Source organism: Streptomyces sp. NPDC101237 (assembly GCF_044767465.1).
Lineage (GTDB): Bacteria > Actinomycetota > Actinomycetes > Streptomycetales > Streptomycetaceae > Streptomyces > Streptomyces gramineus.
The window spans coordinates 58,080-84,405 of the sequence record NZ_JBIWNY010000026.1; the positions used below are offsets into that span (position 1 = coordinate 58,080).

General features: G+C 67.8%; 25 protein-coding genes and 4 pseudogenes. 16 read left to right on the forward strand and 13 right to left on the reverse strand.

Annotated features, from left to right (window positions below):
* The first annotated feature begins 189 nt into the window (after positions 1 to 189).
* From dps to ACIRQ9_RS31690, 3 genes are all read left to right on the forward strand, one after another.
* Positions 190 to 753, forward strand: a complete 564-nt coding sequence (gene dps, locus ACIRQ9_RS31680; protein ID WP_404181154.1) for a DNA starvation/stationary phase protection protein Dps — start codon at positions 190 to 192, stop codon at positions 751 to 753.
* Positions 754 to 1,056: 303 nt separating this feature from the next.
* Entirely contained in the window at positions 1,057 to 1,608 is a 552-nt protein-coding gene (locus ACIRQ9_RS31685; protein WP_404181157.1) for an ISAs1 family transposase, read from the forward strand.
* 151 nt (positions 1,609 to 1,759) lie between these two features.
* Positions 1,760 to 2,230: a hypothetical protein gene (locus ACIRQ9_RS31690; protein ID WP_404181160.1), complete on the forward strand. Its 471-nt coding sequence runs from the start codon at positions 1,760 to 1,762 to the stop codon at positions 2,228 to 2,230.
* A 367-nt stretch (positions 2,231 to 2,597) separates the two neighbouring features.
* Here ACIRQ9_RS31690 and ACIRQ9_RS31695 read toward each other — a convergent pair whose 3' ends face one another.
* Positions 2,598 to 3,377 carry a DUF6461 domain-containing protein gene (locus tag ACIRQ9_RS31695; RefSeq protein WP_404181163.1) on the reverse strand — a complete coding sequence of 260 codons (780 nt, stop codon included), beginning with the start codon at positions 3,375 to 3,377 and terminating at the stop codon, positions 2,598 to 2,600.
* A gap of 144 nt (positions 3,378 to 3,521) precedes the next feature.
* Here ACIRQ9_RS31695 and ACIRQ9_RS31700 point away from each other — a divergent pair.
* The 3 genes and pseudogenes from ACIRQ9_RS31700 to ACIRQ9_RS31710 all read left to right on the forward strand — a co-directional run.
* A pseudogene (locus tag ACIRQ9_RS31700) lies at positions 3,522 to 3,890 on the forward strand (IS30 family transposase); the annotation flags it as partial.
* 5 nt (positions 3,891 to 3,895) lie between these two features.
* A pseudogene (locus ACIRQ9_RS31705) lies at positions 3,896 to 4,168 on the forward strand (IS3 family transposase); the annotation flags it as partial.
* 163 nt (positions 4,169 to 4,331) lie between these two features.
* The gene (locus tag ACIRQ9_RS31710; protein ID WP_404181166.1) at positions 4,332 to 5,207 is read left to right on the forward strand and encodes a hypothetical protein; all 876 of its coding nucleotides are present in this window, start codon (positions 4,332 to 4,334) and stop codon (positions 5,205 to 5,207) included.
* A 105-nt stretch (positions 5,208 to 5,312) separates the two neighbouring features.
* Here ACIRQ9_RS31710 and ACIRQ9_RS31715 read toward each other — a convergent pair whose 3' ends face one another.
* Positions 5,313 to 5,894, reverse strand: a complete 582-nt coding sequence (locus tag ACIRQ9_RS31715; RefSeq protein WP_404181169.1) for a hypothetical protein — start codon at positions 5,892 to 5,894, stop codon at positions 5,313 to 5,315.
* A 1,056-nt stretch (positions 5,895 to 6,950) separates the two neighbouring features.
* Between ACIRQ9_RS31715 and ACIRQ9_RS31720 the strand changes: the two genes are divergently transcribed.
* Positions 6,951 to 7,553, forward strand: coding sequence for a PH domain-containing protein (locus tag ACIRQ9_RS31720; protein WP_404181173.1), 603 nt, complete (start codon positions 6,951 to 6,953; stop codon positions 7,551 to 7,553).
* A gap of 470 nt (positions 7,554 to 8,023) precedes the next feature.
* On the forward strand, positions 8,024 to 8,344 hold the full coding sequence (locus tag ACIRQ9_RS31725; RefSeq protein ID WP_404181176.1) for a hypothetical protein: 321 nt from the start codon (positions 8,024 to 8,026) through the stop codon (positions 8,342 to 8,344).
* A 439-nt stretch (positions 8,345 to 8,783) separates the two neighbouring features.
* Here ACIRQ9_RS31725 and ACIRQ9_RS31730 read toward each other — a convergent pair whose 3' ends face one another.
* Entirely contained in the window at positions 8,784 to 8,978 is a 195-nt protein-coding gene (locus ACIRQ9_RS31730) for a hypothetical protein (protein WP_404181179.1), read from the reverse strand.
* A 25-nt stretch (positions 8,979 to 9,003) separates the two neighbouring features.
* Between ACIRQ9_RS31730 and ACIRQ9_RS31735 the strand changes: the two genes are divergently transcribed.
* The 3 genes from ACIRQ9_RS31735 (at position 9,004) to ACIRQ9_RS31745 (ending at position 10,371) form a co-directional block, all read left to right on the forward strand.
* A complete protein-coding gene (locus ACIRQ9_RS31735) occupies positions 9,004 to 9,240 on the forward strand; it encodes a hypothetical protein (protein WP_404181181.1) in 237 nt (78 codons plus the stop codon).
* Between the two features lie 74 nt (positions 9,241 to 9,314).
* Positions 9,315 to 9,653 carry a cyclic-phosphate processing receiver domain-containing protein gene (locus tag ACIRQ9_RS31740; protein WP_404181184.1) on the forward strand — a complete coding sequence of 113 codons (339 nt, stop codon included), beginning with the start codon at positions 9,315 to 9,317 and terminating at the stop codon, positions 9,651 to 9,653.
* Between the two features lie 187 nt (positions 9,654 to 9,840).
* On the forward strand, positions 9,841 to 10,371 hold the full coding sequence (locus ACIRQ9_RS31745; RefSeq protein WP_404181187.1) for a DUF6328 family protein: 531 nt from the start codon (positions 9,841 to 9,843) through the stop codon (positions 10,369 to 10,371).
* Positions 10,372 to 10,524: 153 nt separating this feature from the next.
* Here ACIRQ9_RS31745 and ACIRQ9_RS31750 read toward each other — a convergent pair whose 3' ends face one another.
* Positions 10,525 to 11,529, reverse strand: coding sequence for a YdcF family protein (locus ACIRQ9_RS31750; RefSeq protein ID WP_404181190.1), 1,005 nt, complete (start codon positions 11,527 to 11,529; stop codon positions 10,525 to 10,527).
* A gap of 930 nt (positions 11,530 to 12,459) precedes the next feature.
* On the opposite strand from ACIRQ9_RS31750, the gene ACIRQ9_RS31755 reads away from it, so the two are divergent.
* A complete protein-coding gene (locus ACIRQ9_RS31755; RefSeq protein ID WP_404181193.1) occupies positions 12,460 to 13,317 on the forward strand; it encodes a hypothetical protein in 858 nt (285 codons plus the stop codon).
* A 252-nt stretch (positions 13,318 to 13,569) separates the two neighbouring features.
* On the opposite strand, the gene ACIRQ9_RS31760 is transcribed toward ACIRQ9_RS31755, so the two are convergent.
* Complete coding sequence (locus tag ACIRQ9_RS31760) at positions 13,570 to 14,643, reverse strand: Gfo/Idh/MocA family protein (RefSeq protein ID WP_404181196.1); 1,074 nt, start codon at positions 14,641 to 14,643, stop codon at positions 13,570 to 13,572.
* Positions 14,644 to 14,914: 271 nt separating this feature from the next.
* On the opposite strand from ACIRQ9_RS31760, the gene ACIRQ9_RS31765 reads away from it, so the two are divergent.
* Complete coding sequence (locus tag ACIRQ9_RS31765; RefSeq protein WP_404181199.1) at positions 14,915 to 15,496, forward strand: TetR/AcrR family transcriptional regulator; 582 nt, start codon at positions 14,915 to 14,917, stop codon at positions 15,494 to 15,496.
* Between the two features lie 568 nt (positions 15,497 to 16,064).
* Here the strand turns inward: ACIRQ9_RS31765 and ACIRQ9_RS31770 are convergent.
* Together ACIRQ9_RS31770 and ACIRQ9_RS31775 are read right to left on the reverse strand one after the other, a co-directional pair.
* Positions 16,065 to 16,214 (reverse strand): hypothetical protein, encoded by a 150-nt coding sequence (locus tag ACIRQ9_RS31770; protein WP_404181202.1) that lies wholly within the window; start codon positions 16,212 to 16,214, stop codon positions 16,065 to 16,067.
* 564 nt (positions 16,215 to 16,778) lie between these two features.
* Positions 16,779 to 17,132, reverse strand: coding sequence for a PRC-barrel domain-containing protein (locus tag ACIRQ9_RS31775; protein WP_404181205.1), 354 nt, complete (start codon positions 17,130 to 17,132; stop codon positions 16,779 to 16,781).
* A 211-nt stretch (positions 17,133 to 17,343) separates the two neighbouring features.
* Here ACIRQ9_RS31775 and ACIRQ9_RS31780 point away from each other — a divergent pair.
* Together ACIRQ9_RS31780 and ACIRQ9_RS31785 are read left to right on the forward strand one after the other, a co-directional pair.
* Positions 17,344 to 17,526 (forward strand): annotated as a pseudogene (locus tag ACIRQ9_RS31780) (transposase); the annotation flags it as partial.
* Positions 17,472 to 18,809, forward strand: a pseudogene (locus tag ACIRQ9_RS31785) (ISL3 family transposase); the annotation flags it as partial. The pseudogenes ACIRQ9_RS31780 and ACIRQ9_RS31785, both read left to right, overlap by 55 nt.
* Positions 18,810 to 18,835: 26 nt before the next feature.
* Here the strand turns inward: ACIRQ9_RS31785 and ACIRQ9_RS31790 are convergent.
* The 3 genes from ACIRQ9_RS31790 to ACIRQ9_RS31800 form a co-directional block, all read right to left on the reverse strand.
* Entirely contained in the window at positions 18,836 to 19,378 is a 543-nt protein-coding gene (locus ACIRQ9_RS31790; protein ID WP_404181208.1) for a DUF6368 family protein, read from the reverse strand.
* 109 nt (positions 19,379 to 19,487) lie between these two features.
* Positions 19,488 to 21,452, reverse strand: a complete 1,965-nt coding sequence (locus tag ACIRQ9_RS31795) for a SpoIIE family protein phosphatase (RefSeq protein ID WP_404181211.1) — start codon at positions 21,450 to 21,452, stop codon at positions 19,488 to 19,490.
* A gap of 108 nt (positions 21,453 to 21,560) precedes the next feature.
* On the reverse strand, positions 21,561 to 22,442 hold the full coding sequence (locus ACIRQ9_RS31800; RefSeq protein WP_404181214.1) for an SDR family oxidoreductase: 882 nt from the start codon (positions 22,440 to 22,442) through the stop codon (positions 21,561 to 21,563).
* A gap of 412 nt (positions 22,443 to 22,854) precedes the next feature.
* On the opposite strand from ACIRQ9_RS31800, the gene ACIRQ9_RS31805 reads away from it, so the two are divergent.
* On the forward strand, positions 22,855 to 23,235 hold the full coding sequence (locus tag ACIRQ9_RS31805) for a nuclear transport factor 2 family protein (RefSeq protein WP_404181217.1): 381 nt from the start codon (positions 22,855 to 22,857) through the stop codon (positions 23,233 to 23,235).
* Positions 23,236 to 23,408: 173 nt separating this feature from the next.
* On the opposite strand, the gene ACIRQ9_RS31810 is transcribed toward ACIRQ9_RS31805, so the two are convergent.
* The 3 genes from ACIRQ9_RS31810 to ACIRQ9_RS31820 form a co-directional block, all read right to left on the reverse strand.
* On the reverse strand, positions 23,409 to 24,350 hold the full coding sequence (locus ACIRQ9_RS31810) for an NADP-dependent oxidoreductase (protein ID WP_404181220.1): 942 nt from the start codon (positions 24,348 to 24,350) through the stop codon (positions 23,409 to 23,411).
* A 157-nt stretch (positions 24,351 to 24,507) separates the two neighbouring features.
* Positions 24,508 to 25,407, reverse strand: a complete 900-nt coding sequence (locus ACIRQ9_RS31815; protein WP_404181223.1) for an NADP-dependent oxidoreductase — start codon at positions 25,405 to 25,407, stop codon at positions 24,508 to 24,510.
* A gap of 258 nt (positions 25,408 to 25,665) precedes the next feature.
* A complete protein-coding gene (locus ACIRQ9_RS31820; RefSeq protein ID WP_404181226.1) occupies positions 25,666 to 26,313 on the reverse strand; it encodes a nitroreductase family protein in 648 nt (215 codons plus the stop codon).
* Positions 26,314 to 26,326: the final 13 nt, after the last annotated feature.

Sequence of the window (26,326 nt, forward strand, 5' to 3'; positions counted from 1 at the left end):
GGGAGCACCGGGGGAGCACCCCCCCGGGAGCGGCGCCCGGCCGACATCCGCCCGCGCTGCCGACAGGGCCGGCTCGCTCGGGTTACCGGACCGACCCGACCAGGGTTCTTTTTCCCATGTCTGATCGAGGCGAGCCAGGGAAGTCGGGTGCCAGAAGCATGCACATACGACGAAACCCGAGGTGAAACCATGGCGCAGGACCTGACTCCGAAGTACACGGTGCCCGGTGTAGAGCGTGAGGCGGCCGGCCGTTTGATCGGTGTGCTCCGGCTTCGCCTGCACGCGCTCAACGATCTGCACCTGACACTCAAGCACGTGCACTGGAACGTGGTGGGGCCGCACTTCATCGCCGTCCACGAGATGATCGACCCGCAGGTGGACCGAGTCCGGGACATGGCCGACGACGTCGCGGAGCGCATCGCCGCCCTCGGCGGCGTCGCACAGGGAACGCCGGGTGCCCTGGTCGCCGAGCGTACGTGGGACGACTACTCCATCGGCCGCGCCGACGCGATCGCCCACCTCGGCGCGCTGGACCTCGTGTACACCGGGGTGATCGAGGCCGTGCGCGCCGCGATCAAGGAAGCGGGGGACATCGACACCGCGACCGAAGACCTGCTGATCGAGCAGCTGCGCGACCTGGAACAGTTCCAGTGGTTCGTGCGAGCCCACCTGGAGAGCTCGGGCGGCTCCCTCGCGACGGGAGAGGCCCGTACGGAGGAAGAGGCCGCGACGAAGGGCGCCGAACTGGGCTGAGCGTTCCGCGAAGTCCCGGCAAGAGTCCATGCCGTGCGTGCCGCCTCCTGTGCCTGAACATTCAAGGAGGCGGCACCGGCCTGTGAGATCCCGCCGTCGCCCGCGGCTCGCGTACCGATACCGCGCTCCCGGCCCACCTGCTGTCCGCAGTCACGGCCACCGGCCGTGTGGTCAGCCAGCTGCGGGTGCCGGACAAGACCAACGAGATCTCCGCGTTCACCGCCCTGCTGGCCCCGTTCGACCTGACCGGCACGGTGGTGACCGCAGACGCCCTGCACCCAGCGCGAGCACGCGAAATGGCTGGTGGAAGTGGAGAAGGCGCACTACCTGCTGGTGGTCAAGGGCAACCAGCCGAACCTGCACGCAGCGGTCAGGGCCCTGCCGTGGCAGGAGGTGACCGCCCGTCGCTACGACCGTGGGCGCGGCCATGGGCGGAGCGAGACCCGCTCGGTGCGCACGCTCACCGTCATCGGCCTCGGTCTGGACTTTCCCCACGTGGTCCAGGCGGGGAAGATCCTGCGGCACCGCACCAACGTGAAGAGTGGCAAGGTCACCCGGAAGACCGTCTACGCGATCACTAATATGACGGCACGTGAGGCATCACCGCAGTTCATCGGCCGTATCGCCCGGTCGCAGTGGGATATTGAGGCCGTCCATCACGTGAGGGACACGACGTTCGCCGAGGACGCTTCCCAGATCCGGATCGGGGACGGCCCCGAGAACATGGCCACCCTGCACAACCCCACCATCAACAGGCTCCGCGAGAACGGTCACACCAGCATCGCCGCGGGCCTCCGCGAGATGTCCTACGAACCCTTCACCCGTCCCCTCGACCGCCTCGGGGTGGCCCCGTGACCGGCAACGGAATGGCCCAGGCTGCGCGTGCGGTTGAATGAGAGGGGTGAATGAGACTGCTGTTCTGCGACTTCGTCAGGCCGTTCGGCGTATTGAGGCCGCTACCCGGGAACGTGCCGCAACGGGGCGTGGCCCGGAGGAAGCCGATGACATGGTCGGTACGTTCGCCACGGACGGTGCCCTCGGCTTCGATCCGTTCCCGTTCCTTCGGGCTCTTCACGAGGCCGGTTCAGGTGCGGTGGTCGTCGGCCAGGTCGCCGGCATCATGCACGGCTCAGCAGAACTGACCGGCGACCTCGACCTGCTGTGGGACGGTACGCCCGCACAGGCGCACGCCCTGCGCGAAGCCCTGACCGCCACGTGCTGCGCGGACCTGCCCGACCTGAGGCGGCCTCAGGTGGACTACCAGGTCATGGGCGCCAGCGGCGACCTGTGCACGCCCGACCTGCCCTGGGGCGACATGGACGTCGCACCCTGCCTCGTCCGGGCGGTCAACGCCCACGATCCGGCGGGCTTCGCCATCCTCTACGCCGACCTAGACGACCTGATCCTCATGCGGCGTTCCCTCGGCCGCCCCAAGGACCACCGTCGCGCGGACGAACTTGAGGTCTTGCGCCCTTGAGTGCCACGCCGTGACCAGCACTTTCACCCACCCGGCAGGACTTTGGAACAGCCCTGGCCGCCCGGCAAGTGCTACACCCAAATCTTCCAGCCGATGACCACGGACACCTCGTACCAATGGGTCACTACCTACGTCAACGGCGGCGGCTCCATCATCGGCGCCAACCTGAACGTCGCCAAGGGTGCGGCATAGCCACCGTTGGATCGGCGTCCGACGCCTACGGCTGAACGTACTGAACCGGTGAAGTGAGGCCTGACCGCTTTGCGTCACCCCTTCGCCCTGTGGTTCCTCGCCCCATCAGGATCGGAGCCGCAGGGCGGCTGCGTCCAACCTCGAGCAGTCGGAAGGATCGGTCTTAGCCCCAGAGTCAGTCACGATCAGCTGCCTTGATCCTTTGGCCTGGTTTCGAAGCGACCTCGACCTCGTCGCGGGTGATCTCCCTGTAAAGACGCTTCCCGTGCGCGTCGGTGATGTCGATGACGATGCCGGTCCACTCGTCTGCGGGCTCCTCGGGTACAAAACCGAGTTGGTATTCGGCACCTTGGAGCAGTTCCTCCGTCACTCGAACCCCGGTCAGGTGCTCAGCAAGGGCGAAGGCGGCCGCCTTCGTGTCGACACGTTCGCTCAGTTCGCTCTCGTCGTGCGACAGTGCGAAGCCGACGTCCACCATCATTGAGTTGAGAGCATCGGGAGTGCTGCCGTCCCTAGCTGTGGGCCGCTCGAAGGTGGTCCGAAGGTCGCCGTCCTCATACCAGTGGAAAAAGTGCAAGGGCTTGCCGCCATTGCTGGAGTGCACCACAGCGCGGCCGCCGTCCGACAAGGCCTCCAGGAAGCGCGACTGCATCCCCATACCCCCGTCCGCGACGTGCAGGACAAGCGTCCAGCCACCGTCTTCGCCCGGCACGGTGAATGCTCCCGCGATGAAGGACCCGTCCAAGTAGTCCGCCGAATCACCCAGGTCGTCCTGGCACTTGATCAATGCGGCCATCCCGGCGCACACGCCATGGGGTTGGGCCCCCATCACCTGTAACACCTCCCTCGGGGCGACGCCTCGCAACAGGGTCAGGGTGTACCCGCTCTCCAGTGCGTAGGCGAACAGCGGAGAGGACCGTATCCAGGCATAGTCATGTGCGGTCACCGAAGCCATGCGGCACAGTCTGCCTGCTGCCAGTGACACGGCCGTGGAGCGAGCGGGTCTGCCGCACGGTCGGGTGGCATCTGAACTGGCTTGCCCTGAGGAGCGGGTGGGAAGAATGTCACTGTGTCGAAGCCTTGTCCGGAAGAGTTCCGCACGATGAAGAACGCCCTGGGCAGGACGATGACCACACTGCCTGAGCAACTCCGGCGGTCTCTCACCTGGGAAAGTGGCAAGGAATTGTCCGCGCACGCCGCATTCACGGCCGAGACCGGCATCTCTGTCTACTTCGCCGACACCCACAGCCCTTGGCAACGCGGGACGAACGAGAACACCAACGGCCCACTGCGCCAGTACTTCCCCAACGGCACCGACTTGCCCCGCTGGAACACCGAAGAGCTCCAGGCCGTCGCGGCGGTCTTCAACAATCGGCTCCGGAAAACCCTCTGGTGGCAAAGCCCGGCTGAGGTATTCACCAAGCAGCTACGATCGCTCCCACCAGCCAGCGTTGCGACGACCGATTGAATCCGTCCCAATTCCGCTCGCGGAAATTCGTCCGGGCACTCGACCGCCACCGGATGACCGGCGCGATAGGGAGAGTCGGGGCGGCCCGCGACAACGCGGCCATGGAGTTCCTCTTCAGCCTGCTGCAGAGGAACGTCCTCGACCGCCGGACCTGGACCACCCGCGTGGAACTGCGGATCGCGATCGTGACCAGGATCGAGAGGACCTACCACCGACACCGCAGACAAGCCGCACTCGGCCGGCTGACCCCCATCGAATTCGAAACCATAATGACCACACCGGCCCCCAGCCGCGTGACCGAACCTGTCACCCAACCCTGCATCAGACCCTATGCGCGGAACTTCGGGCGTGGAAGAACCAGGTTGCGAGGCGCTCGGAGCTGCGGTGGAATCGGGCGGCCTGTGCGGTGCGGTGCGGTCCGGGCGGGGGAGGGATTGGTTCATGGACAGCTTGACCGTGCTGGACAGCGTGCTGCAGCAAGCGCACGTGGTCCAGGTCAGCTCGGTGAGCGGGGTCGGGACGGTCAGAGGGATCCGGGTAGACCTCTCCGATTCGGCGGAGTCGGTCCAGTTCAGGACTGCCATGGCCGTGGAATCGCTGCCTGGGTTCCGCTGCATGTGCCTCGGGGACGTCCGCTTCGAGGTGTTCGACCGGGAGGGCGGACGGCTCGCAGTCGTCGTCCTCCACCACGGGGCGACACTGAGGTGGGGGCAGTGGGAGAGCGACGCCGTCCTCGTCGACGGCCGCATCGTCCGGGCCTGGCTGGACGGGCACGGCATGCCCGACCCCCTGCGGCGGTTCCAGGCCGACCGGCAGCGAGCGGAGGAAAGCGCCGAACAGGAGCGCAGTTGGTTGGCCGCGATGCCCGCCGGACTGGAGGAGACCGCCGACCGGATCCTCGATCTCTCCCGAACCGGCAGCCGTCCCTCCCCCGAATTGCTCACGGAACTCACAGACCGACTGCACCTGACGTTCCCCGACTCGGTGGAACGGGTGCTGGCCCTCCTCGACTGGTACGGATCCGGCAGCGGGCGTTACTCCGGCTACCCCGTCCACGAAAGCGTGCCTGGCGAACTGCTCGGCAGGGTGCCGGTCGCCGACATCCTCGCCGCCTTGGCCGATCCGCGGGCCGAGGAAACGCACGACGCCGGGGCCCTACGGCATCTGCTGGGCTGGAAGACCCGCCCGCGCCAGAAGCGGGACGTCGCCGGCCTGCCCGAACCACTGCGCGCCCGACTACTGGCGCTGGCCCGCCGTTCTGGAGACTCCGACAAGCAGCGCCGCGCCGAACAGCGGTTGGCACCCCCGCGGGCCTGAGAAGGCGGGTGGGGGCGGCTGCCCGACATGCGCCCCGCCACCTTCAGGATGGACTGGACTTGGGTCACAGGGACAGGGGCCCTGGGAACCGTGCTGGACTGCCGATCAGGGAAGTTTCGCGAGCTGGGCGTTGATGACGCCCATGGGCAGGTCCGCCTTCTCGCCGGGGAAGCCCTGGGCCATGAACCAGGCGATGACGGCCCCTTTGCGCACCACCAGGAAGTGGAACGGGGCGCGGAGGGTGCCTTCCGTGCCGTCGATCTTCTCGGTGATGCGGTACTCGACGGCCTGGTCACCCAGGTGCGGGTCCGGCAGAACCTTGGGGTGTTCGAACCCGTCGGTCATGTCGACGGGTCCTGCATACGCCGTGCACCGGGGCAGCGCCGCCTGCAGATCGGCGATGACCTTGGGCGCGTCGGCCGGCCGGTACGCGATCAGCGCCACCTCTACGTCGTCATGGCCGCTGAGGAGGTTGTCGGTGAGGGCGTACTGGCGGTAGGCGCTGTCACGCTCGGTGTTCTCGTAGATGTGCTGACAGCTCTCCGGCGAGATCCGCGGCAGGTTGCCCGCGGTCAGCCGGGGAGGCATCTCTTTCCCGTTCGTCGTGCGGCCCGCCATCGTTGCGATCTCGTCACCCGGGACCTCCTTCGGCCGGAACACGTAGGAGTCGAGCTCTCGTTGTGTCACCGGGTCGGAACCGCTGCCGCTCGCGGACCCGCTCCGGGCCGCGGGGGACTTCCCCGTGGCGCCGGCGTCGCTCCCGCATCCGGCCGCCGTACCCATCATCGCCACTGCGCAGACCGCAACCGCGGCACGCACCATCCAACCGTCCGGCATACCCCACCCCTGAGATCCACTCACTGCACTCGGCGCCCCACCCTGACAGCTGACCGCAGCAGCCAGCACGGCACCGAACACCCCAGCCATTCATAGATGATCCCACGTCCTACCAGGAAGAACGCCGTTGCCAGGACCGGCGCACACGCAGACTCACTGCCGCGTACGGTCACTCCGATGCCACCGCCGCGGTTGGACGCTGCCAACTGCCAAGCAGGGTCCGGGGGGACACATTCATGGGTCGGCGAAGCGTCGCCAGCGGGGGCCGAGGAAGTCGACGTTGACGGCGGTCTAGAGCCCGTTTCCCAAACCATCTATGAGACCGTCGTGCTCATGGCTGAGTCCTGGGCGATCGATGACGGAAGTGCGGTGGTCTCGCCCTAGATGGTTTTGGAGACTCTCCGGGCGAGAATCGGCGGAGCCGAGCTTGCCACCTGGCGGACCAGCTCGTCCGGCCGCAGGCTGGCCTTCGTGACCAACATCAAGCCCGTAATGCTGGTGCTGATGGATGGTGAAGGAGACCCCGGAGAGCCTGCCGTCGACCCTGGAGCTGGAGGATCGAGCGACGGCTTCCTTCTCTCCAAGGCCAGTACGATGAGTACCTGGACGAGTACACCGTGCCCCTTGGGGGAGCATTCAAGATCTTCCACCACATCGTCAGCCATGGGTCTTGGCCTCCGGATGCGCGTTGATCGCTGAGCGAGAACGGTGACGTGGTCGCGGTGCACCAGCGGTTGTACTGAGGTGCCGCCAGGCAGCGCGTGGCGGTGACGCCTGGTCAGGCTAGGAGGCGTTGCGGCAGGCGCGGCCTACAGGGCTTCCTCACTTCAATTCACCGCACGAGACGATCTCCTATCCTCTCCTCAGTCACACACCAGTTCGGTGCGGGCCGGAGGAGGGGCATCCATGGGGGAGACGACGGGCATGGAGCGTGTGTACCGGAGACGGCGCAGGCTGCCGAAGCGGTACTTTCTGGTGGCGGGCGCGGTGATGGGGGGAGCGTTCCTACGGCTCTATACGGACGACACAGGGCTGCGCGGATGGGGCACGCTCGGGTTCGGGCTGCTGTTCCTGGTGATCCTCGTCATGGTCCCGCTGAACCAGTTCCGGGCACACACCCGGATCACTGCTCAGGGTGTCACCGCGCAGTGGGCCCTGCGCGCGCGGACCTGGGCATGGCGGGAGGTGTACGGAATCCGGGTCGAGCGCGTCCCGGGCGGCGGCTCCGGGGTGACGTATCCGGACTGGGTCGTCTTCCTGTACGACTTCGACGGACGCCGGTTCCCGCTGCCGCAGCTCAACAACTGGCAGCTGGACGACCCGTACGCCGAGATCACCGACATCTGCCTGACCGCCGTCCCCTACCGCGGCGCCGACTGGGAGTTCCGCCCGGCCGTCGAGGAGCAGATCGTGCGGCGGATCGCCCGGCGCAAGACGTGGTCGGTGGTGGTGGGTGTGGCGGTGGCGGTGGCCATGGTGGCGGCCGTCATCGCCGTCGTCACCCTCTGAAAACACCGGGCGCCGCTCCTACCTGAGAATCATCGTCTCAGCCCGCGCCGGTGCCGCCGCGCCTGTCCTCGGGAGGGGTGTGCCAGGAAGGGGTAGGCCCGCCTGGGGCGAGGAGTTCGGCGTGCGTGCGGGCTTCGACCCAGCGGCCGCCGTCGCCGACCGGGATGTGGTCTCGCCGAAACGCCATCGATCACCCGCACCGACCCGCACCGAGGGCAACATTTCGTGACTGATCCGCCCCCTCCTTGCCCAGTTGCCCCAGGAGGAAGGCGTGATCGAAGCCCAAGCCGAACTCGCCGCGCGCACGTCGTACCTGTCCAGCCGTGCCACCCTGATCCGAAGCTGGCGCCGCAACCACGACGGCCCGTCTGTGAGACCGCGCTCCGCGTGGGCCGGTCCGCCCTGGGGTGTGGACGTAATCCTTGCCGTGATCGGGGGTAGGTGGTGTGGCACCTGATGGAAGGATCGTCATGACTACCTACGTGATCACTGTGCCCGGTACCTTCACCGCCGGTGTCGACGGGGCGGCACGCCAGCGGCTGGGGCGGGCGCTGCGGCCCGCGGATCCGCACGGCACCAGGATGGGCAGCGCCGAGGACCTGGACGTGCTCACCGTCAACGACGACGACACCTTCGCTCTGCGGCTCACCGTGGAAGCGGACAGCAATGCGGACGCGGAGCGTTCGGCGCGCCGGCTTGCGGATACCGCGCTGCGGGACGCCGGGATCGACGCGGAGAGGGTGCCGCTCGGCCCCGCGGTGATCACCGGCATCGACTCCGAGATCGCCTGACCTGCCAGAGGCTGTTCGGCCCGCCGCGCACCTCCCCGGTCGTCGGCGGGGCGCGCGCCCATGGCTACGGCCGCGGGCCGATCGGGGGGTGCGGAGTGTGAGTGATGCGCACAGGCGGCTTTCCGTTTCGAAGGTCGCGAAGAGGGTCGTGATCTTCGCGGCTGTGCGGGCGACGTGGTGAGCGCTGGGCGGATGCCGGTTTTCCCGTGTGACGAGCCGGGACCTGTCCGGCCGACTTCGAGTCGCTCTTCCTCTACGGCTTCGACCCTGAAAAGGCGGTATCGAGGGGGAGCATCTTTGGAGTTGGCGCTCCTCGTTAGGGTGACGGCATGTACACACGGGGACGTAGGCTCAGATTCACAGTTATGGCGGCCATGGTCGTCCTGGCCCTGACCGGCTTTTCGTCGGGCCACACCCACAGCCATAGAGGCCGCGGCGGTCACAGCAGCGACGGCGGTGGTTGCAGCAGCCCCCACCAGGACCACGACAGTTCCACGCCGGTCTCCACGTCGGACGGTGGTGGGACGCGTACCAGCGGGGCGTCCGGCGGTGGAACACGCCGTTCGCAGCCCACGCACCGCTCCACCTCGACGGCGTCCCCTTCCGCGTCCGCCGCGCCGCTGAAGAACGGCACTGCGGTGCTCGTGCGCTGTGCGAGCGTGGAGGACCCTTACGCCACCGTCGAGGTCAGGAATCCGAACGCGCGCGAAGCCGTCTTCACCGCGAAGGTCAGCTTCAAGGCCGGCAACGGCTTCACCCTCATCGACTCCACCCACCAGGTAACGGTGCCCGCGAAGAGCAGAAAGACGTTCCGGGTGGCCGTCGCCGGGGCGGGAGGAGCCCTGGACGAGGTCGACCACTGCGAGGTCGATCCGACCGCCACCGCCGACTGGTGACCGCCGGCCGGCGTACGCTCCGCGTCGGGCCCTCCACGCCGCCCACAGCCTCCCCCCTGTCAAGGATGGCCGGAGTGAAAGACGACTCGCCTCGACCGACCCCCGTCATCCTCGGCATCGACGACCTCCGCCCCCTGCCGAGAGCCACCCGGATCGCCCGCACAAGCGACGAGGGCATCCAACTCCTGCAAGAACACCACGACCGCTACATCGACGAACTGTGGCTCGACCACGACCTCGGCGGCGACGACAGCATCCTGCCCGTTGTCACTCTCATGGAGGAAGCCGCCTTCAACGGCCACCCCTTCCGCATCGGAACCGTCTTCGTCCACAGCGCCAACCCCATCGGCGCCGAGACCATCGTCCGGTCACTCACACGCTGGCAGTACCACGTCCGACGGACAACAGCCTAAGAACCCCGCACAGAGCCGGAATCCCGCTCCCGCCGCCCCGACCTCCCCCACACCCCCGGCGGCGCACACACGACCACAGACGACACCCGCGCGACGCCGTCCGCCCCAACACCGGTCTCCTGCCCACCCGTCGACTTGTAATCTTCCGCTTCGCGGGCATCCGACCTCCACACCAAGGAGGCCATCCATGACTGCCACGCCAGCCGAGAGACAAGCACCTACGCCACACAAGGCACAGCCCAAGAACGAGGAAGACGCCCACGAGAGGGTCAACCGACGCTGGGCGGAGATCCTGCAGGAGACACGCGTCGCCCAGACCGGCGTGCAGATCCTCTTCGGCTTCCTGCTCAGCGTCGCGTTCACCCCCCGCTTCGGTGACCTCGGCGCCTTCGACACCACCGTCTACGTGCTGACGGTGATCCTCGGAGCGGCCGCGACCGGCGCCCTCATCGCACCGGTCTCCCTGCACCGGCTGCTGACCGGCGAACAGATGAAGGACGACCTGGTGGCCGTCGCCGGACGTCTGATGGTGACCGGCCTCGTCCTCCTCGCACTCACCATCAGCGGCACCGTCCTGCTGATCCTCCACGTCGTACTGCCCAACCAGCTCGCCGAAATCCTCGCCGGCGGTGTCCTTCTCTGGTTCACCCTCTGCTGGTACGCACTGCCTCTCTGGCTGAAAAAGCGCACCGAGCGCCGACATCGGACATCCCTCTGACACGCACCCCCTCCCGCCCCACGACCCGCCGCCACACAGAACACGAACGCCCACCGCGCGACCGACATCCGCGTGCCCCCAACCCCTTCGAGCCAACCGCACCCGCGCGCACCGGGCGCCCCCTACGACACGGCTGCCGACCCGGCGAATCGATCAGCGCAGCAGATACACGACAACCCCGCCGAGCAGCAGGACAACGCACACAGCCGCATTCGTACGCCAGTAGGTGACACACAACGCAACGAACTCCCGGATAGCCGCACTCGGCCAGAAATAAGCGGCAGTGCGAGACCCCACAACATTGCCCCGCACACCCTCCCGACGCGCAGTCACCGCAGCGCGGAAGACGTGGTAATCGCTCGTGACGATCACACACCGGTACCCGGGGCACGCCTCCTCCATGATCTCCCTGCTGAACCGCAGGTTCTCCTCCGTGCTCGCCGAGCGGTCCTCACGCACGACAGACGCGGACGGAAACCCACGCTCGACCAGATACGCGGCCATGGCATGCGACTCAGGGAGTTCCTCGTCCGATCCCCGCCCTCCGGAAACGACAAGCACCGGACGACCACCACGCCCGCTGATCCCCTCGTACACGGCCCGCCCCCGCTCCAACCGGTGCGCCAGCAGCGGCGGCACCGTGGAACCACCCGTAAGACCCGACCCCAGCACCACCACGAAGTCAGCCTTACGGTTGAGCGGCAAACGCCCGTAGACAAAGGCGTACCCGAGGAAGCACAGGAACAAGAACCCGGCATACCCCGCGACGACGGACACCACCACGGCCGCGGACACCAGCGCGGGACCGCGCCCCACCACCGCCGCGCCGACGAGCGTGAGCACCGTCATCAGCCCCGCACCCGCGAGCAGCGACAGCAGATTCCCCAGGCCGAACCCTTCCCTGCGGACCATCCCGACACCGTTGACGAGCAGGAAGCAAGCCAGGACGACGACCCCCAGCGCCACCACGGCGGCCAGGACGACGAAGATGTTCCAGGCGAGTTCAGGACGTCGCCGCGCGAGGATCAACAGCGAACCGGCCAGAGCCAGCACAAGAGACAGGCCGAGCAAGACGGCGTTGCCGACCCTGCGCCGCTCGCGCACCACTCTTATGCAGAACAGAAGGAACACCGCAGCCGCCGGAACGTAGATCAGCATGCGTCCCATCGTATGCAGCACCCTGTACGGCACCGCAGGCCGAAAGCCCCGGCCGCCTCATGACGCCCGGCACACAGGTCGTCGGGACCGCTGACAGAGGGCTGTTCCCAGCGCCAGCGTCGGACGCGGCCCTGGCTGGACGAGCTGACGGAAGCGCAGCAGGCGCGGCTGGACGCGGCCCCCTGCGCCCAGCGGAGGAATCCGGTGGCAGCCTGGACCCGGACTGCCCACCGGCCGGCGGCACCACACGGGTGAGGCGGGTGGCCGCCGCGCACCCTGGAGGAGTTCTCTCGGTGGAAGGCACATCCCGACCGCCGTCCGGGCCGCTCGGCCCGTGCGCCGGCGCGGTCGGCCGACCGACGCGGAAGGGGTCGCAGGACGGCACCCGGCACTGGAGGCCGCCATGACCGCCACCCCGTCACCGGCCGTGTCACCGCCATGGCGGCGCAATCCGCGGCGTCGGCGCAGCAACGTCGTGAAGGCCGGATCGTGCTGGCCCGCTGGGCCCGCCTTGCCCCGGTTAGCCCTCAGCGCCGTCCGCCGCACCGCCGCACGGGCGGTGCCGAACGCATCGCGATGGTCCCGGCCGGCGCCGGCACCGGCCGAGACGGCACGTCGGTGACCGCCTCTCGCAGCCGGTCGGCGGCGGGACGGGCCTGGGCGCCGTCGTCACGGGGTCGCTGTTGCGCGGTGACGTCATCGGTCTGGTGGCGCATCGGACGATGACCTGGAGGGACGTCGCGCAGCTGCGACTCATCTCGCGCCACGCCGCCTGAACAGGGGCGGGCCAGGCCTTGAGGGGATTGTCAGGTCGAAGCTGCCAAGGTCGTTGATCGCGATCGCCTCGGCGCGGTCGCCCACATGGCACGGTGCTCGATCCCACTGCCGGGCGAGCGTCGTACCGTGCGACCGCACAAGGAGCCCCTCACCTTGCAGCAGCAGAACGATCTCACCGATCCCGACGTCGCGAGCACGACGACGTCGGTGACGAAGAAACTGCCCGAGGTCACCCTCGCCTTCTGGATCATGAAGATCGCGGCGACCACCCTGGGCGAGACGGCCGGCGACCTCTTCTCCCAGACCCTGAAGCTGGGTTACTTCCTCACCACGATCGCGCTGTTCCTGGTCTTCGTGGTGACCCTCGTCGTCCAGCTCAGGTCCCGCCGCTACAACCCCTTCTTCTATTGGACGGTCATTCTGTCGACCAGCATGGCCGGCACCACGATGTCCGACTTCATGAACCGAGACGCCAGCACCAGGTACCTGTCCGGCGGTGCCACCTCACTCGGGTGGGGGCCGCAGGGCCTCGGCCTCGGCTATCCGACGGGCGCGGCGATCCTCATCTCGATCCTGCTGGTCATCTTCGCCGTCTGGAAGCTGAGCGGGATGACTTTCCGGATCCGAGACATCGTCACCTTGCGCGGCGAGGCGCTGTTCTGGTCGGCGATCCTGGTCTCCAACACGCTCGGCACCTCCATGGGCGATTTCCTGTCCGACAGCTCCGGCCTCGGCTACGCGGGTGGCGCACTCCTGGTGACCGGGGCGCTCGCCGTACTGGTCGCCCTGATGAAGATGCCCGCGGTGCCGAACGTCCTGCTGTTCTGGATCGCGTTCGTCCTCACCCGCCCGCTCGGCGCGACAACCGGCGACTTCCTGACCAAGCCGGCCGCCAAAGGCGGCCTGGACCTCGGCACGGCCGGTTCCTCGGCTGTTCTGCTGGCTGTCCTGCTCGGTCTCATGGCCTGCGCGCACGTCCGGGAGGGCAGGACCCGCGGCGAGCGGGTGTAGCCGGCCGCTACAGGTCGGAGCGGCAGCCTGCCCCGCCGGATCGGCAACCCGTCCACGGCTCCCTGGTACGACATACACCCCCGTGGAACCTGTTCCCGTCCCGTACCTCGGCCGTCAGCGTCGCTCTCCTGCTGGATCGGTTCACCGGCCACGTGCACTGACAGCCCTTGACCGGGGTTTTCGATCAGGTCGAGGGCTCACGGCCTCTCGTCGGCAACCGTGCAGGTGAGCCTGTTCACGTCGGTTTCCAGGTCAGGCCGAGGGGTCCTGCATGGCGTCGATGAGCCGGTGGCGGGCCAGGGCGTAGGAGAAGTCCGGGACGGTCTGGGTGCCGTCACGCAGGTCGCGGGCCAGGTGCGCGTAGAGCGCGGCCACGTTCCGGGAAGGACCCGCGAGCTCCTCGGGGATGTCGGCGCGGTATGCGGCGGGTACCTCGATCGGGGAGACGGCGGCGTCGTCACCGAAGCCACCCTGCAGGGTGAGGTCGGCGATCTGCATGTTCCCCCATTCCGCGGTGAGAACGAGGTCGCCGTCGGTGCCATTGATCTCCCAGCGGAAGTTGTCACCACGCGAGGTGCCGCCGCGGTAGAAGACCGACGCGGCCGCCCCGCCCTCCAGTGTGCCGATCAGAGAGATCTGGTCGGCCGCGGTCACCGGCAGGATGCTGCCGTCCTCGGCCACGGTGACCTCCCGGCGCCCCACGACGAGGTTGGACGAGTGGTGGGTGAATTCCCCGAGGGTCGCGCTGAGCGCGTCAATGGCGTGCAGGGCGGCGGCGGTCAGGGGAGTGGCGCCCTGGTTCCTGTCGTACCAGTACGCGTGCGCCCGAGTGGTCTGCGGTCCCCAGACCATGCCCGAGCCGATCATGGCGGTGCCGATGACCCGGCCGATCCTGCCCTCGGCGATCAGCCGGCGGGCGTAGCGCAGCTCGGGGTGGTAGCGGCCCTGGAGGCCGATGACGGTGCGCACGCCGGCGGTCTCGGCGCGGCGGACCAGGTCGGCGGCCTCCGCCCCGTCCAGTGCGAGCGGCCACTCGCTGTACACGGTCTTGCCCGCGTCGATCGCGGCCGAGACCAGCTCCCGGTGGTGGGGCACCTTGACCGCCACGACCACGACGTCCACGCCTGGGCTGGCGATCAGCTCCGCGTGGTTGTCGTAGGCCGCTTCCACGCCGAAGGCGGCCGCGGCGGCGTCGGCGGACTCCTGGCGCGAAGTGCTGACCGCGCGCAGTTCGAAGTCCGGAAGCGCCTTGAGCGCGGGGACGTGGCTGATCGAGGCCCAGCCGTGCTGGCTCGCGCCGATGATGCCGATACCGATGGTAGTCATGTGTCTGCTCCTGCGGGGGCCGGTCGGCCGGGTGTGCGTGTGTCGGGGGCGGGCGGGCCGGGTTGGGCGAACGTCCCGGGCCAGGGGGGCCGCAGACCGGATCGTTGCTGTCAGCCTGGCCGCGTTCCCCAGTGGACACTATCTGGAACGAGGAGTCAATAAACGCCTGCCTTGGTACCCGGCGGGCGGTGAATCATTCGATGTGCGAGCCATGATCGCGCCCCGCAGTATTAATTGACTGATCATTCCTGATCCGGATACCCTGGTCGGCATGGCCAGGGTCAGAGAGTTCGACACCGACGCGGCGGTGCAGGCGGCAATGGACGCCTTTCGCGCCAAGGGCTACGAGGGCACGTCCGTGCAGGACCTGGTGGCGGCCACCGGCGTGGGGCGGGGGTCGCTCTATGCCGCCTTCGGCAGCAAGGAGGGGCTGTATCTCGCTGCCATGGACCGCTACCGCGAGCAGCACGCCGTGCCTCTGGTCGACATTCTGCGCGCCGGCGCCCCGGCTCGTGAACTGATCCGTGAGGTCCTTCTCGGCACCGTCGACACGATCGTGGAGGACGGCAGTCACAGGGCCTGCCTCATCGTGGGTGCCGCGATGGAGCGCATCGCCCATGACCCCAGGGTCGCCGCCCATGTACGCGTCACGACCACGTCAATCGAGGACGGGCTGTACGAGGTCATCGTGGCGGCCCGGGCGAAGGGTGAACTGCCCGCCGGTCGCAGCCCCCGCGACCTCGCGCGGTATCTCGTCGCGACCCTCCACGGCCTGAGGGTGCTGGGTGCCATCAACCCCGACCGGGCCTCGCTTGCAGCGGTCGCGGAGGTCGCCCTCGACGCGCTCGGCTGAAGCTGCCCGGTGAGCGGTGCACAGGTCCAGCGCGGTGAGGACGTCGTCGGCCGGCACTGCTCTCTGAGCGGAGGGCCGGCCCACGTTGACCGCGAAGAGGGCGCTGGGCGCGGCTGCACCCGTCTCGCCGTTCGGTGTTCCCCGCTGCCTTCCGGATGGCTGCGTGCTGGTTCTTCAGCCACACCCCGATGGGGAGCCGTGCCAGAGGGCCGTGGTGGTGGTGGGGGGCAGTGGGTGTCGGTGCAGGCGCGGGCGACCGCGAGGCGGGCTATTCACGCGGAGACCTGCACGGCCCACACCATGCTGAGTGTCTCCGACTACTCGCCGCGTGAGGCTTCCAGGGGTCCGGCCGCGTAATACCGGCGCTGATCGGCGACCCGCGCCCGCAGCGGATGTGCACCGGTCTCCCCAGTCCTCCGGCGACATGTACGTGTACGGCACCGGCAGTTTGGTGTTGCCGGTCTCGCGCGGCCAAGTGGCCACCTCGATGCGCGCGAGGGCGGCCGGTTCGCGTTCGTTGTTGAACCGCAGCGGGCCGGCCGCCGCCGCTGGGCCTCATCAACGACCATCAGGTCCCATACCCGCACTCGGCGTCGGTCGTGCAGGGCAGGCCATGGCTGTCGGCGCCGCGCAGGGAGCAGACGCCGATCATCGCGCCGTGACGGCCGTCCGCGCGCCATGCGGCCGCCATCGACACCAGCAGATCGAGCGTCGGCACCAGGACCAGGACCAGGACGCGGTGACCGGAGTGGGCTGGTCGAGCGCAGTCACGGCCTGGTTCGTCGCAGGGGTCTGCGCACGGGGCCAACACTCTGTGGACAGCCGGCCCGATAACCGCAGCCGCACTGGGACACAGGCACCACATGCCTTCGGCTCTCGTCTCCGAATCGAGCCTGGCAGGCGGCAGCCTGGGCGCAGGTACCGTGCTGGGTCCAGTGCTCGGTACGGCATGGGGGCGTCGTCTGGGCGGATTCCTGCGGACGCACCGCGAGGTGAGTACCACTTCTACCGCGAACCCCACCGCAGAGCAGGCGAGACAGGCACGCTCACAGATCGGCCGGACCCATGCCGACGGCGGCCGCCAAGCGTGCCGGCACCCCACCGAAGCGGCGTGCGCGCACCGGCACAGGACATCGCCCGTTCCTTCACCCCGGCCGCGCGCGGAGCCGCAAGCTCGGTGAACCGTTACCGGCCGACATCGCCGCCGCCCAGCGACGCCGGCACACCGAAGCGGGGCCCGCGAACAGGTGTCCGCGGACCCCGCTCCGTGTAAGCGCTCGGGTCAGATACGGCGGTGGTTCCGGTAGAAGTCGCCGATCTGCTCGTGGTAGTCGGCGTCGTCGGCGTGCTTGTCCTTGTCGAACTCGGGGGAGTCCTTGATCTGGTCCTTGGAGAGGTCGACGTAGATCCTCCGTTCGGCCTGGTCGACCGTCTTCACGGTGCCGGCCGGGAGGAGCACGTGCTTGCCGAAGATCCATACGCCGGTGTCGACGACGAGGTATGCGGAGTCGACGTCGTCCGAGTGCCTGTCGACCTTGCCGATGCTGCCGTCGGTGGCCTCGACCTTGTATCCGATCAGGTCGAGACCCGCTGCGAAGCCGACGGTCGGCTGGTAGCCCCAGAGGCTGTCACTCATGCTGTATCTCCCTCGTCGGAATTCATACCCCGCAGAGGTGTCGGGGCTTTGTAGCTGTCACCGAATTCGGTGACGATCTCTTAGGGATCCGGTTTCCCCGTACGGGGAATTCATGCCCTCGCCTGGAGGAACGTCAGGGCCTGGGAAGCCGTTCGGTCCTGCTTACAACGGCGAACACAATGAGGCGGATCGGCCCCGATGGCGTTGTCCGGTGCTGGAGTTGAGCGTTCGACTGGACGTGGGGACATCGGTGTGGATCGTGGCGGATGAACTCTGGGACCGTCTGGAGCCGTTGCTGCCGCAGCGTGAGCGCAGGTTCCGGTATCCCGGCCGCAAGGCATGGCCGGACCGCGAGGTATTCTGCGGGATCTTGTACGTGCCGCACACCGGGATCCACGGTCAGCGGACCGAGCGGCTTCGCTCGACCCTGGCCGCGATCGGTCTCGCCTCGCGGGCCGGGCCGGCGCCCGCCTGGCCCACGTCGTCGGCGTGCCGATCAGCCGCAGCACGGTCCTGCGGCTGATCGACGCACTTCCCGAGCCGGAGGTGCCCGCCCCACGAGTGGTCGGCGTCGATGAGTACGCCACCCGCAAAGGCCGGAACTACGGCATTACCCCCGTGGACGTCGAGACCCGTCGGCCGGTCGACCTGCTGCCTGACCGGGAGTCATCGAGCCTGGCCGCGTGGCTGGCCGAACGGCCAGGAATCGAGGTCGTATGCCGGGACCGCGCCCCGTTCTGGGCCGAGGGCGCCACCGCCGGCGCACCGCAAGGCGTGCAGGTCGCGGACCGGTGGCATCTCTGGCACAACCTCAGCGAGGCCGCTGAGCGGAGCATCGCCCAGCACCGTCAGTGCCTGAGCGTGTTGGTCCCCGAGGCGCCGGAAACGACCGAGGTGGAGCCCGACCCTGCAGAGGAGTCGTCCAATTCGCCATGGCCGACCGGGCACCGGTTCGCCGACCGAACCCGAACCGTTCACGCCACCGTCCATGCCCTGGTGGAGGCAGGACACAGCCGTCGCGCGATCCAGCGGCAACTCGGCATGACGAGCCGAATCGTCAAACGGTACGCGGACGCTGCCAAGCCGGAAGACCTCTGCTCCGGTCAGTGGCCGGCACGGACATCCGTCCTCGACGAGTACAAGACCTACCTCGACACCCGCCGGAACGACGGTTGCACCAACGCTTGGAAGCTGTGGAAGGAGATCGTCCCGCTCCGCTACCAGGGCAGCTAACAGCGCGTTCGCGCCTCCCTCTGCCAGAAGCGCACCTCGCCACGACCCGTGACAGCCCGGCCGCCCTCACCCCGGGCAGTCGCCGGATGGGTTCCGCGCCGCCCGGAGAACCTGTCCGATGCCGAGCAACTCCAACTGAAGAACGTCCGGGCCAACTGCCCCGAGATCGACGCCCTCACCAGGCACGTCCGATCCTTCGCGACCATGCTCACCGAACGCCGGGGCGAGCGACTACCGGACTGGCTCGAGCCCGTGAAACAGGATGGCCTCCCGAGTCTCCACACGCTTGCGGCAGGTATCGATCGCGACCGCGATGCAGTGATCGCCGGCCTCACCCTGACCTGGAACTCTGGAGTCGTCGAAGGCCATGTCAACCGGATCAAGATGCTCAAGCGTCAGATGTTCGGCCGCGCTGGCTTCACCCTGTTACGCAAACGTGTACTTCTGGCCTAAAACCAGCTGGTCTGCGACTACTTCAGGAGCCGGAAGCCGGGCTGCCGAGCCCACGCTCTGAGGAATTCCGCCGAACCGTAGGCGGCAGGCCACGGATCCGTCATCGTCGCGATGATGCCTGGAAGGTAGGTCACGATCGGGACTTGATCCTCAAGAAGTTCGGCATTGGCGATGCCGCCGATCACGTCCATGACAGCAGCGGTCAGCAGGGCCGTGACGACGTGGTCGACCGGCCTGTTGCAGAACGCTAGGACGTCGACGGCGTGCGTCGGGGTGAAGCCGATGAGGGGTTCCTGGTCGACTTCGTCGGCGTGCTCGGCCTCGAAGATGGCCTCGTCGCCGATGCCACGTCCGATGAGAGAGACCATGACAGGCCGGCGTCCGTCGACGCCCCCGGTGTCGGCGATGCCGAGGCTCTCTGCGTGAATGTTCAGGTCGTACTCGCCGACCCGCTTCTCCTCAAAGTGCGATGAGGAACGGACAAGGAGCTCCCGGAGCCGCTGGATGGATACGAGTGGGACGGGCTCCGCCAACTCAATCACCACCACCGGACCGCTCATGACGAGAGCCCAGCCAGCCTGGGCTCCCATCCCCAACCGGTTACTCAGCGTGCCCTCGCCACACAAACTGAGCCAGAACCAAAACCCATGTGAGCGGACGCAGAAGACGTCATGTGCGTCGGATGATCAGCACGGCCACGTCGTCGAGGTGGTCTACCGCGACCGCGGCGTCGAGAAGGCGATCGGCTGTTTCCTCGGCGTTCAGCCCACCGTGGATGGCTTGGGCGGCCAGCGTTCCGGCCCGCTCCAGTCCGGCGTCCAATGTCAGGCCCGGCCCTTCGACCACTCCGTCGGTGACCATTACCAGCGCGGCATCCCTGGTCAGCGTGAAGGTTTCTTCGGCGTAGTCGACGGCTGGCAAGACCCCCAGCACCGGTCCCCCCGGCATCTCACGGATGCTGTGACTGCCGTCGTCGCGCGCGTACAGCAAGGGCACGTGGCCGGCGCTAGCGCCGGTGACTCGTCCATTGTCCGGGGTGATGCGCAGCATGGTGCAGCTGGCGAATCGTGCCGCGCCCATCGAAACAAGCAGGTCGTTGGTGCGCGTCAGTACGGTTGCGGGATCCGTTTCGTGGGCAGCGATCGCGCGCATGGATGCGCGCACCTGTCCCATGGCTGCAGCAGCGTCCACATCGTGCCCTTGGACGTCACCGATCTCCAGAGCGATGGCCCCGTCGGACATGACGAAGGCGTCGTACCAGTCGCCGCCGATGTCGAGCCCGTCGCGGCTCGGTCGGTAACAGGCGGCGGCCTCCAGGCCCGGAAGGTGCTCGGGCAGCGTGGGGAGCATGGCCTGCTGGAGCGCCGCCGCCAGCTCGACTCGCGCCTCTTGCAACCTGACCCTCTTCAGTGCCTGACCTGCGAGGTCCGCAAGCGTGCCCATGAGGGCCCGCTCCTGCGGGGACGAGTGGTGTTCGCTGTCGTAGGTCACCAGCCAGGCTCCGAGGGGCTGATCTCCGCTCGGGCTGAGGGGGTTGATTGAGATGGCGTAGCCGGTGACGAGTTGGTCGAAGTACGGCACCATGGCCCCGTGCGGCCATCGGCGGATGTAGTCCTCCTGGTTTGGAATGAACTGCGGCTCACCAGTGCGGATTACGTGGGGCAGCGCGCTGGGGGCGTCCAGGGGGAGGCCGTGAAGGGCGGCCAATGGTATCGGGATGCCGGCATCGGAGGAAACGCGTAGCCGGCCGTTGCTGATGAGAGCCAGCGCGGCGCCGGTACCACCGAACGTCGCGGCGAGCCGGGTCAGAACGACCTGTTGTATTTCTTGCTCTGTGACTGCGGTCATCACAGCGGAGGAGAAGGCCGCGATCTCGTCGGCGCGCTGGCGTTCAGCAGTCAGCGCGACCAGCGCTCTCCGCCGTCGCGCCTGCCGTGTGGTGTCATCGCGGATCACTCCGAAGACCCGCTCTGGTCCGCCAGATCCCAGAATGATCCGACGAGCCCGGCACACCAGGAAATGCCAGCCATCTCCATCGGTGAGGAACCGCAACCCGAGCCACGGGGACCGGGCGGCCGTCAAATGCACCAGCCGCCGAAGAACACTGCGGTCATCAGGGTGGACTCGCCGAACCACCTCGGACAGGGGTATTGAGGCCTTCGGGAACAGCGCCGCCAAGGCGGGTGCGCCTCCCAGCCACTCCAGCGTGCGCTCCTGCGATGAATACATGCAGAGACCAAGGTTGGCGGCCTTGGCCGCCAGACGGAACGGGATCAACAGCCCGCCCCGGTCGTTGCTTGCGTTCAGAGAGTGCACCCACACCAGCGCCCCGCCACCTACCGGGTCATTCACTCGTCGCGCCTCGACAAGGCAGACGACGGATGCTGAAGCTGGCCCTGGGAACTCCAGCACTCGCATCGCAACCGTGTTTGTCGTGGCGGCGTGGGAAACGAGACTCTCGACCGCAGTCAGCTGACTCGCGGGCAATAGATCTCCAAACCTATGACCCACACACTGCTCCACTGGCCTGCCCAGTACCCTGGCCATCGGCACGTTGAGGCGGCGCATGGCTCCGTCCAGGGCCAGAAGAGCCGACGGTGTGGCCATCTGAAGAATTTCGTCCGAGGCGTCCATTCGCCCCTCACTACCCATCTTCGAGGTATGACTCTGAATGAGACGTTCCTCCCAGCAGAGTCGATCACGCGTGTCTCGGGTCGGCGGAGAGCTGCACGTCATCGCGGTTCATGAAGGATAGTCGCCGGCAGCGAGGTCGTCGATCAGGCTTGGAGGGGTGGGTTGCCAGCCAAATCGTTCCCGGGTCAGGGCACTCGACGATGGCATGTCAAGGGCGAATACGTGACCGATGACGCCAAAGCGCTCAGGTGGCACCGACTCGACCGGCACCCCAAGGACACCGGCAATGGTCTCGGCGAGCGACCTCATAGTGTCGCCCTCGTCGGCTACCGGGTGAAGGACCGTGCCCGGCGTAGCGTCTTCGAGTGCGATGCGGAACAGCACGGCGGCGTCACGCCGGTTAACCGCCGGCCATCGCTGGGCGCCGTCTCCTACGTACGCCGACACGCCTGTTTTCTGCGCGGCGGCAATGAGCACCGAACAGAAGCCGTACTGCACACCACGCTGGTGCACGGAGCGTGGCAGCCGTACTACGGAGGACCGGACACCCTGGGCTGCCAGCGCCAGCACCGCGTCGGCGGTGCGACCGCGGCCACCGACAGGACCGACCGTGGTGTTGGGGTCCTCTTCAGTGGAGATGTGGCCTGGCATCATCGGCGTGAGGCCGGCATGCACGAACGGCTTGCCACTGCCTGCGAGCGCCGCCCCGAGCGTCTGGACGGCCCGCCCTTCCTCATCGATGCCCTGCTCCAAGTTGTTCCAGTCGTTGCTGAAGGCGAGGTTGATGACACCATCGGCCTGCGTGGCGCCGGTGCGGAGGCTGTCCAGGTCGGTGAGGTCGCCGTGGAGCGGTGTCCCACCAGCCGCGGCAACGTCCGCGGCTGCGGCGTCGGAACGGACGAGGCCAAGGACTTCGTGACCTGCAGCGATGAGTTCGGGCACTACGACTGAGCCGATGCTGCCGCTGGCCCCGGTGACGAACACGCGCATGGAAGGCTCCAGATGACTGCTGCGAACGCTGGGTCGCAGGAGAGGAATTGACGGTCGAGGCGCCCGGGCTGGCGGCGCTCGCCTTCGAAATTCCCCGAGGAACGGACTGCATATTCTCTCCCCTGCTCAGCATCCTACCAATGTGCACATTCCGTAATTTTGCGTTGCCCGTTGTGCAGTGCTGCTCCGATGAGCGCAGGCCCGCACCGCATACGGCCTTAGCTTCGGGAGTTCTGGAAGGGCGGGTAGACTCGGGCTGAGATGAGGTCAGTGGTGACCAATCATCGTTCACCTGCTGACACCTGGCGACTTTTGCCTTTTATGCAAGGCGTCCGACCCGGGGCATGCATTGCCGCGGATCGAGAATCCATCCCCAAAGGGAAATCGAGCTTACGCAGATGGGGCAGGGAAGATGAATGACTTCAAGCCATCTTCCGAGGATCTGGAAATCCTTGATCAGCTGAACAACGACTACGTCCTGTCGGATCAGCACAACGATGTCAAGCGGTTCAGTGAGTTTCTCGCCGAGGACTTTATCGTGCAGACTCCAGGCGTCACACGGAACCGTGCCGAGTTCCTGGAATACATCGCTAAGCCGCGCCCTTTCAAGGACCTTTCGGTAGATAACGTCAAGATCCGAATCCTCGGTGACGTTGCGCTCATACATGGCCGCAGCAAGTACACCGTGCTCGCTGATGGATCCGAGCAGGAGGCCCTCTACACGGACGCGTATCAGAAGCGTGGGGGGACCTGGGTCTGCGTCTCAGCGTGCGCGATAGCGCCGGGCACCTGATCTGCATGCGGGTGGCTGTGCGCGTGCGGGTGCAGTGAGGGCGCCGCGCAAGAGGAACCCGCTGCTCGTGGGCCCGGGAGACCTGGTGGCGAGCCTCTTCCTGTGCGGCCAGGCCGGTACGGACGACGACACCCCTAACCCATCTCGGGTTGCGTGAGATGTCGTCCACACCTTCACCGCATGCGGATGATTGTCTTTCCGCCGACCTTCTGGGACGGGTTGAAGGCGGCGACGGCGTCGTCGAGGCTCGCTACCTGGCCGATGTGTGTCCGCAGTTGTCCCGCCCGCACCCGCCGGGCGATCTCGCCCAGCTGAGCGCGGTCCGGGACGACTACGAAGTCGACCGCCAGGCCGTCGGCCGGCCGCACCTCCGGTGGGCCGGTGACGGTGACGAACGTTCCTCCACCTCGCACCAGCCGGGCCGATCGGGCACCGACGTCGCCGCCGAATACGTCGAAGACGAAGTCGACTCCGCCGACGTCTTCCAGCGTGTCGTTGTCCAGGTCCACGAACTCGTGCGCCCCGAAGTCGAGTGCGCTCTGGTGGTGGGCGGCGCGTCCGGTGCCGATGACGTAGGCACCGGCCTCTCGCGCGAGCTGGGCCGCCATCGATCCGACGGCTCCGGCGGCGCCGTGCACGAGCACGCTCTGCCCCACCGAGAGGTGCCCGTGCTCGAACAGGCCCTGCCAGGCTGTCAGGCCCGTCATCGCGACGCTCGCGCCGACCGTGAAGTCGATGTCCCCGGGCAGCGGCGCGAGGTTGCGCGCCTCGACGACGACGTACTGCGCCAGGGTGCCGTCACGGGTCCAGTCCGTGAGACCGAACACGCGCTGCCCGATCGACAGCCCTGCCGTGCCATAGCTGAGCGCGGTGACCACGCCTGCCACCTCGTGTCCGGGGATCGATGGCGTCCGATCCCGGCCGAGGCGATCGACCCAGGTCGAGGGCCACTCCAGTTCGTCCCCGGTGAAACCCGACGCGTGCACTTCGACGACGACGTCGCCGTAGTTCGCGCCGTCCAGGCCGGCGAGGCGCGCCGTATCCGGCCCGGGCCATTCCGTCAGCGTCATCCCCGCGGTTCCGGCGGCGGGGTCCGTGACCACGATCGCTTTCATCTGTGGTTCCTCCTTCTCCACAAGCTCTGTTCGCCCCCGCCGCCTGCTGCAGACAGTGGTGGGGAGGCCGCTCGCCTCGCGGGTCCCATGCCGTCTCGCCGCTCGCGCCCCGAGCGCACTGCGGCCCGGCACCGGGATCGGCCGGTGCCGGGCCGCGTCAGGCCGGAATGAGCACGATCTTCCTGCCTCCGGCCCGTCCGGCAACCACCCGGGTGAACGCGGCCGGTCCCTCGCTGAGCGGCAGGGGTTCCGGTGCGAGTTCCAGGGTTCCCGCCGCGGCTTGCTCGGCCAGCTGGGCGAGCTGCGCGCCGTTGGGCTCGATGTAGAGGTCCCAACTCGTGATGCCTCGCTCCTCCGGCGGCGCGTCGGAGGTCAGGGAGCACAGCCGGCCGCCGTCACGCACCAGGGGCAGGGCCTCGGCCGCCGTGCCGGCGGCGATGATGAGGGCGGCGTCGAACCCGCCGCGTACCTCGGTCGACCAGTGCGGGTCGTGGTAGTCGACGACGTCCTTCGCTCCCAGCCCGAGCAGGCGCTCGGCGGCGGCGGGAGACGCGGTCGCGGTCACCTCGATGCCCTGGGCCGCGGCGAGCTGGACGGCCAGGGCGCCGGTGCCCCCGCCTCCGTTGGTGATCAGGAGCCGCTGCCCTCGGCCGAGGTCGAGCTTCTCCAGAGCCTGTAGCGCGGTGAGCCCGTTGACCGGAAGCGCCGCGGCGTGTGCGGCGTCCAGGTCTGGTGGGCAGGCCGCCGCGTGATCCGCGTTGACCAGGACCCGCTCGGCCCAGAAGCCGCTCCCTCCGGGTAGCGGGGCTTCATGCGCGAGGACCCGGTCGCCCACCGCGAACTGGCTGACACCCGCGCCGACGGCCAGCACCCTGCCTGCGCCCTCCACTCCCAGCGCCGCCGGGAGGCGTAGCCCCACGTCCCAGCGAGCGTCGATTTCCAGTTCGTCCCACGGTCCGACCCCGGCGGCCTCGACCGCGACCAGGATCTGGCCGGGCTCGGGAGATGACGGTTCGGGCAGTTCCAGCAGGGCGACTTCCGTCTCCGCCTCGGACACACCGCATGCCTTCATAGTGGATCGTCGTCCTTTCACTCGGTCCAGCCGGCCAGGGGCACAGGCCGGAAACCCAAATCCGGCGGCGGTGTCGAAGGGGGACATTCCGCACGCCTTCACGGTAGATCTTCGTCTTCGTGCTCGGTTCGACCGACCTGTTCCAGATCCGTGGCTGCCCGAGGGTGGCCCGACGCTCGTCGCCGCCTACCAGGGGCCGGCCCCGTGCCAAGGTTCGACGGCCCCGCCGGGGGCCACGGCCGGTCAGACGAACGTGAACAGCTGGTCGGTTTCGAAGCGGGAGATGGGGCTGTTGTAGACCTTCGCGGGGTCGGGGTAGCCGAGGGCCAGCAGCACCGTTGTGGTGTGTCCGGTTTCGCGGATCTTGAACGCCTTGTCGACGCTGGTGGGGTCGAATCCTTCGAGAGGCATGGCTTCGACGCCGAGCTCAGCGGCCGCCATCATGGTCAGACCCATCGCGAGGTAGGTCTGCTTTTCCATCCAGTGGTTCAGGTCCTTGTAGCCGAAGTTGCGCAGGTTGAGGAAGTCGCGCGTCATGGATTCCCACCGCGCCTGCTTCGCCGGGTCAGGGAACCGGCCGTCGGACCGCTCCTTGTCGAACACGGCCTGGAGGTGGCCCTCGGGAAGGTCCGCCCTGGTGGTGAGGATGACGGTGTGCGAGGCGTGGAGGATCTTCTCGCTGTTGTCCTGGAACCGTTCGCCGAGGTTGGCCGCCAGCCGCTCCTTGCCTTCGGTGGTGGCGAGAACGTAGAAGTGGTTGGGCTGCACGTTCGTCGACGACGGCGTCGAGCGCAGGAACCCGAGCAGTTCCTGGAGTGTCTCCTCGGGGATCGTCTTGCTGGGGTCGAAGTACCTGGTGAGGTGCTTGTTCATGAGCTTGCCGAGGTCCATGTCATCCTGCCTT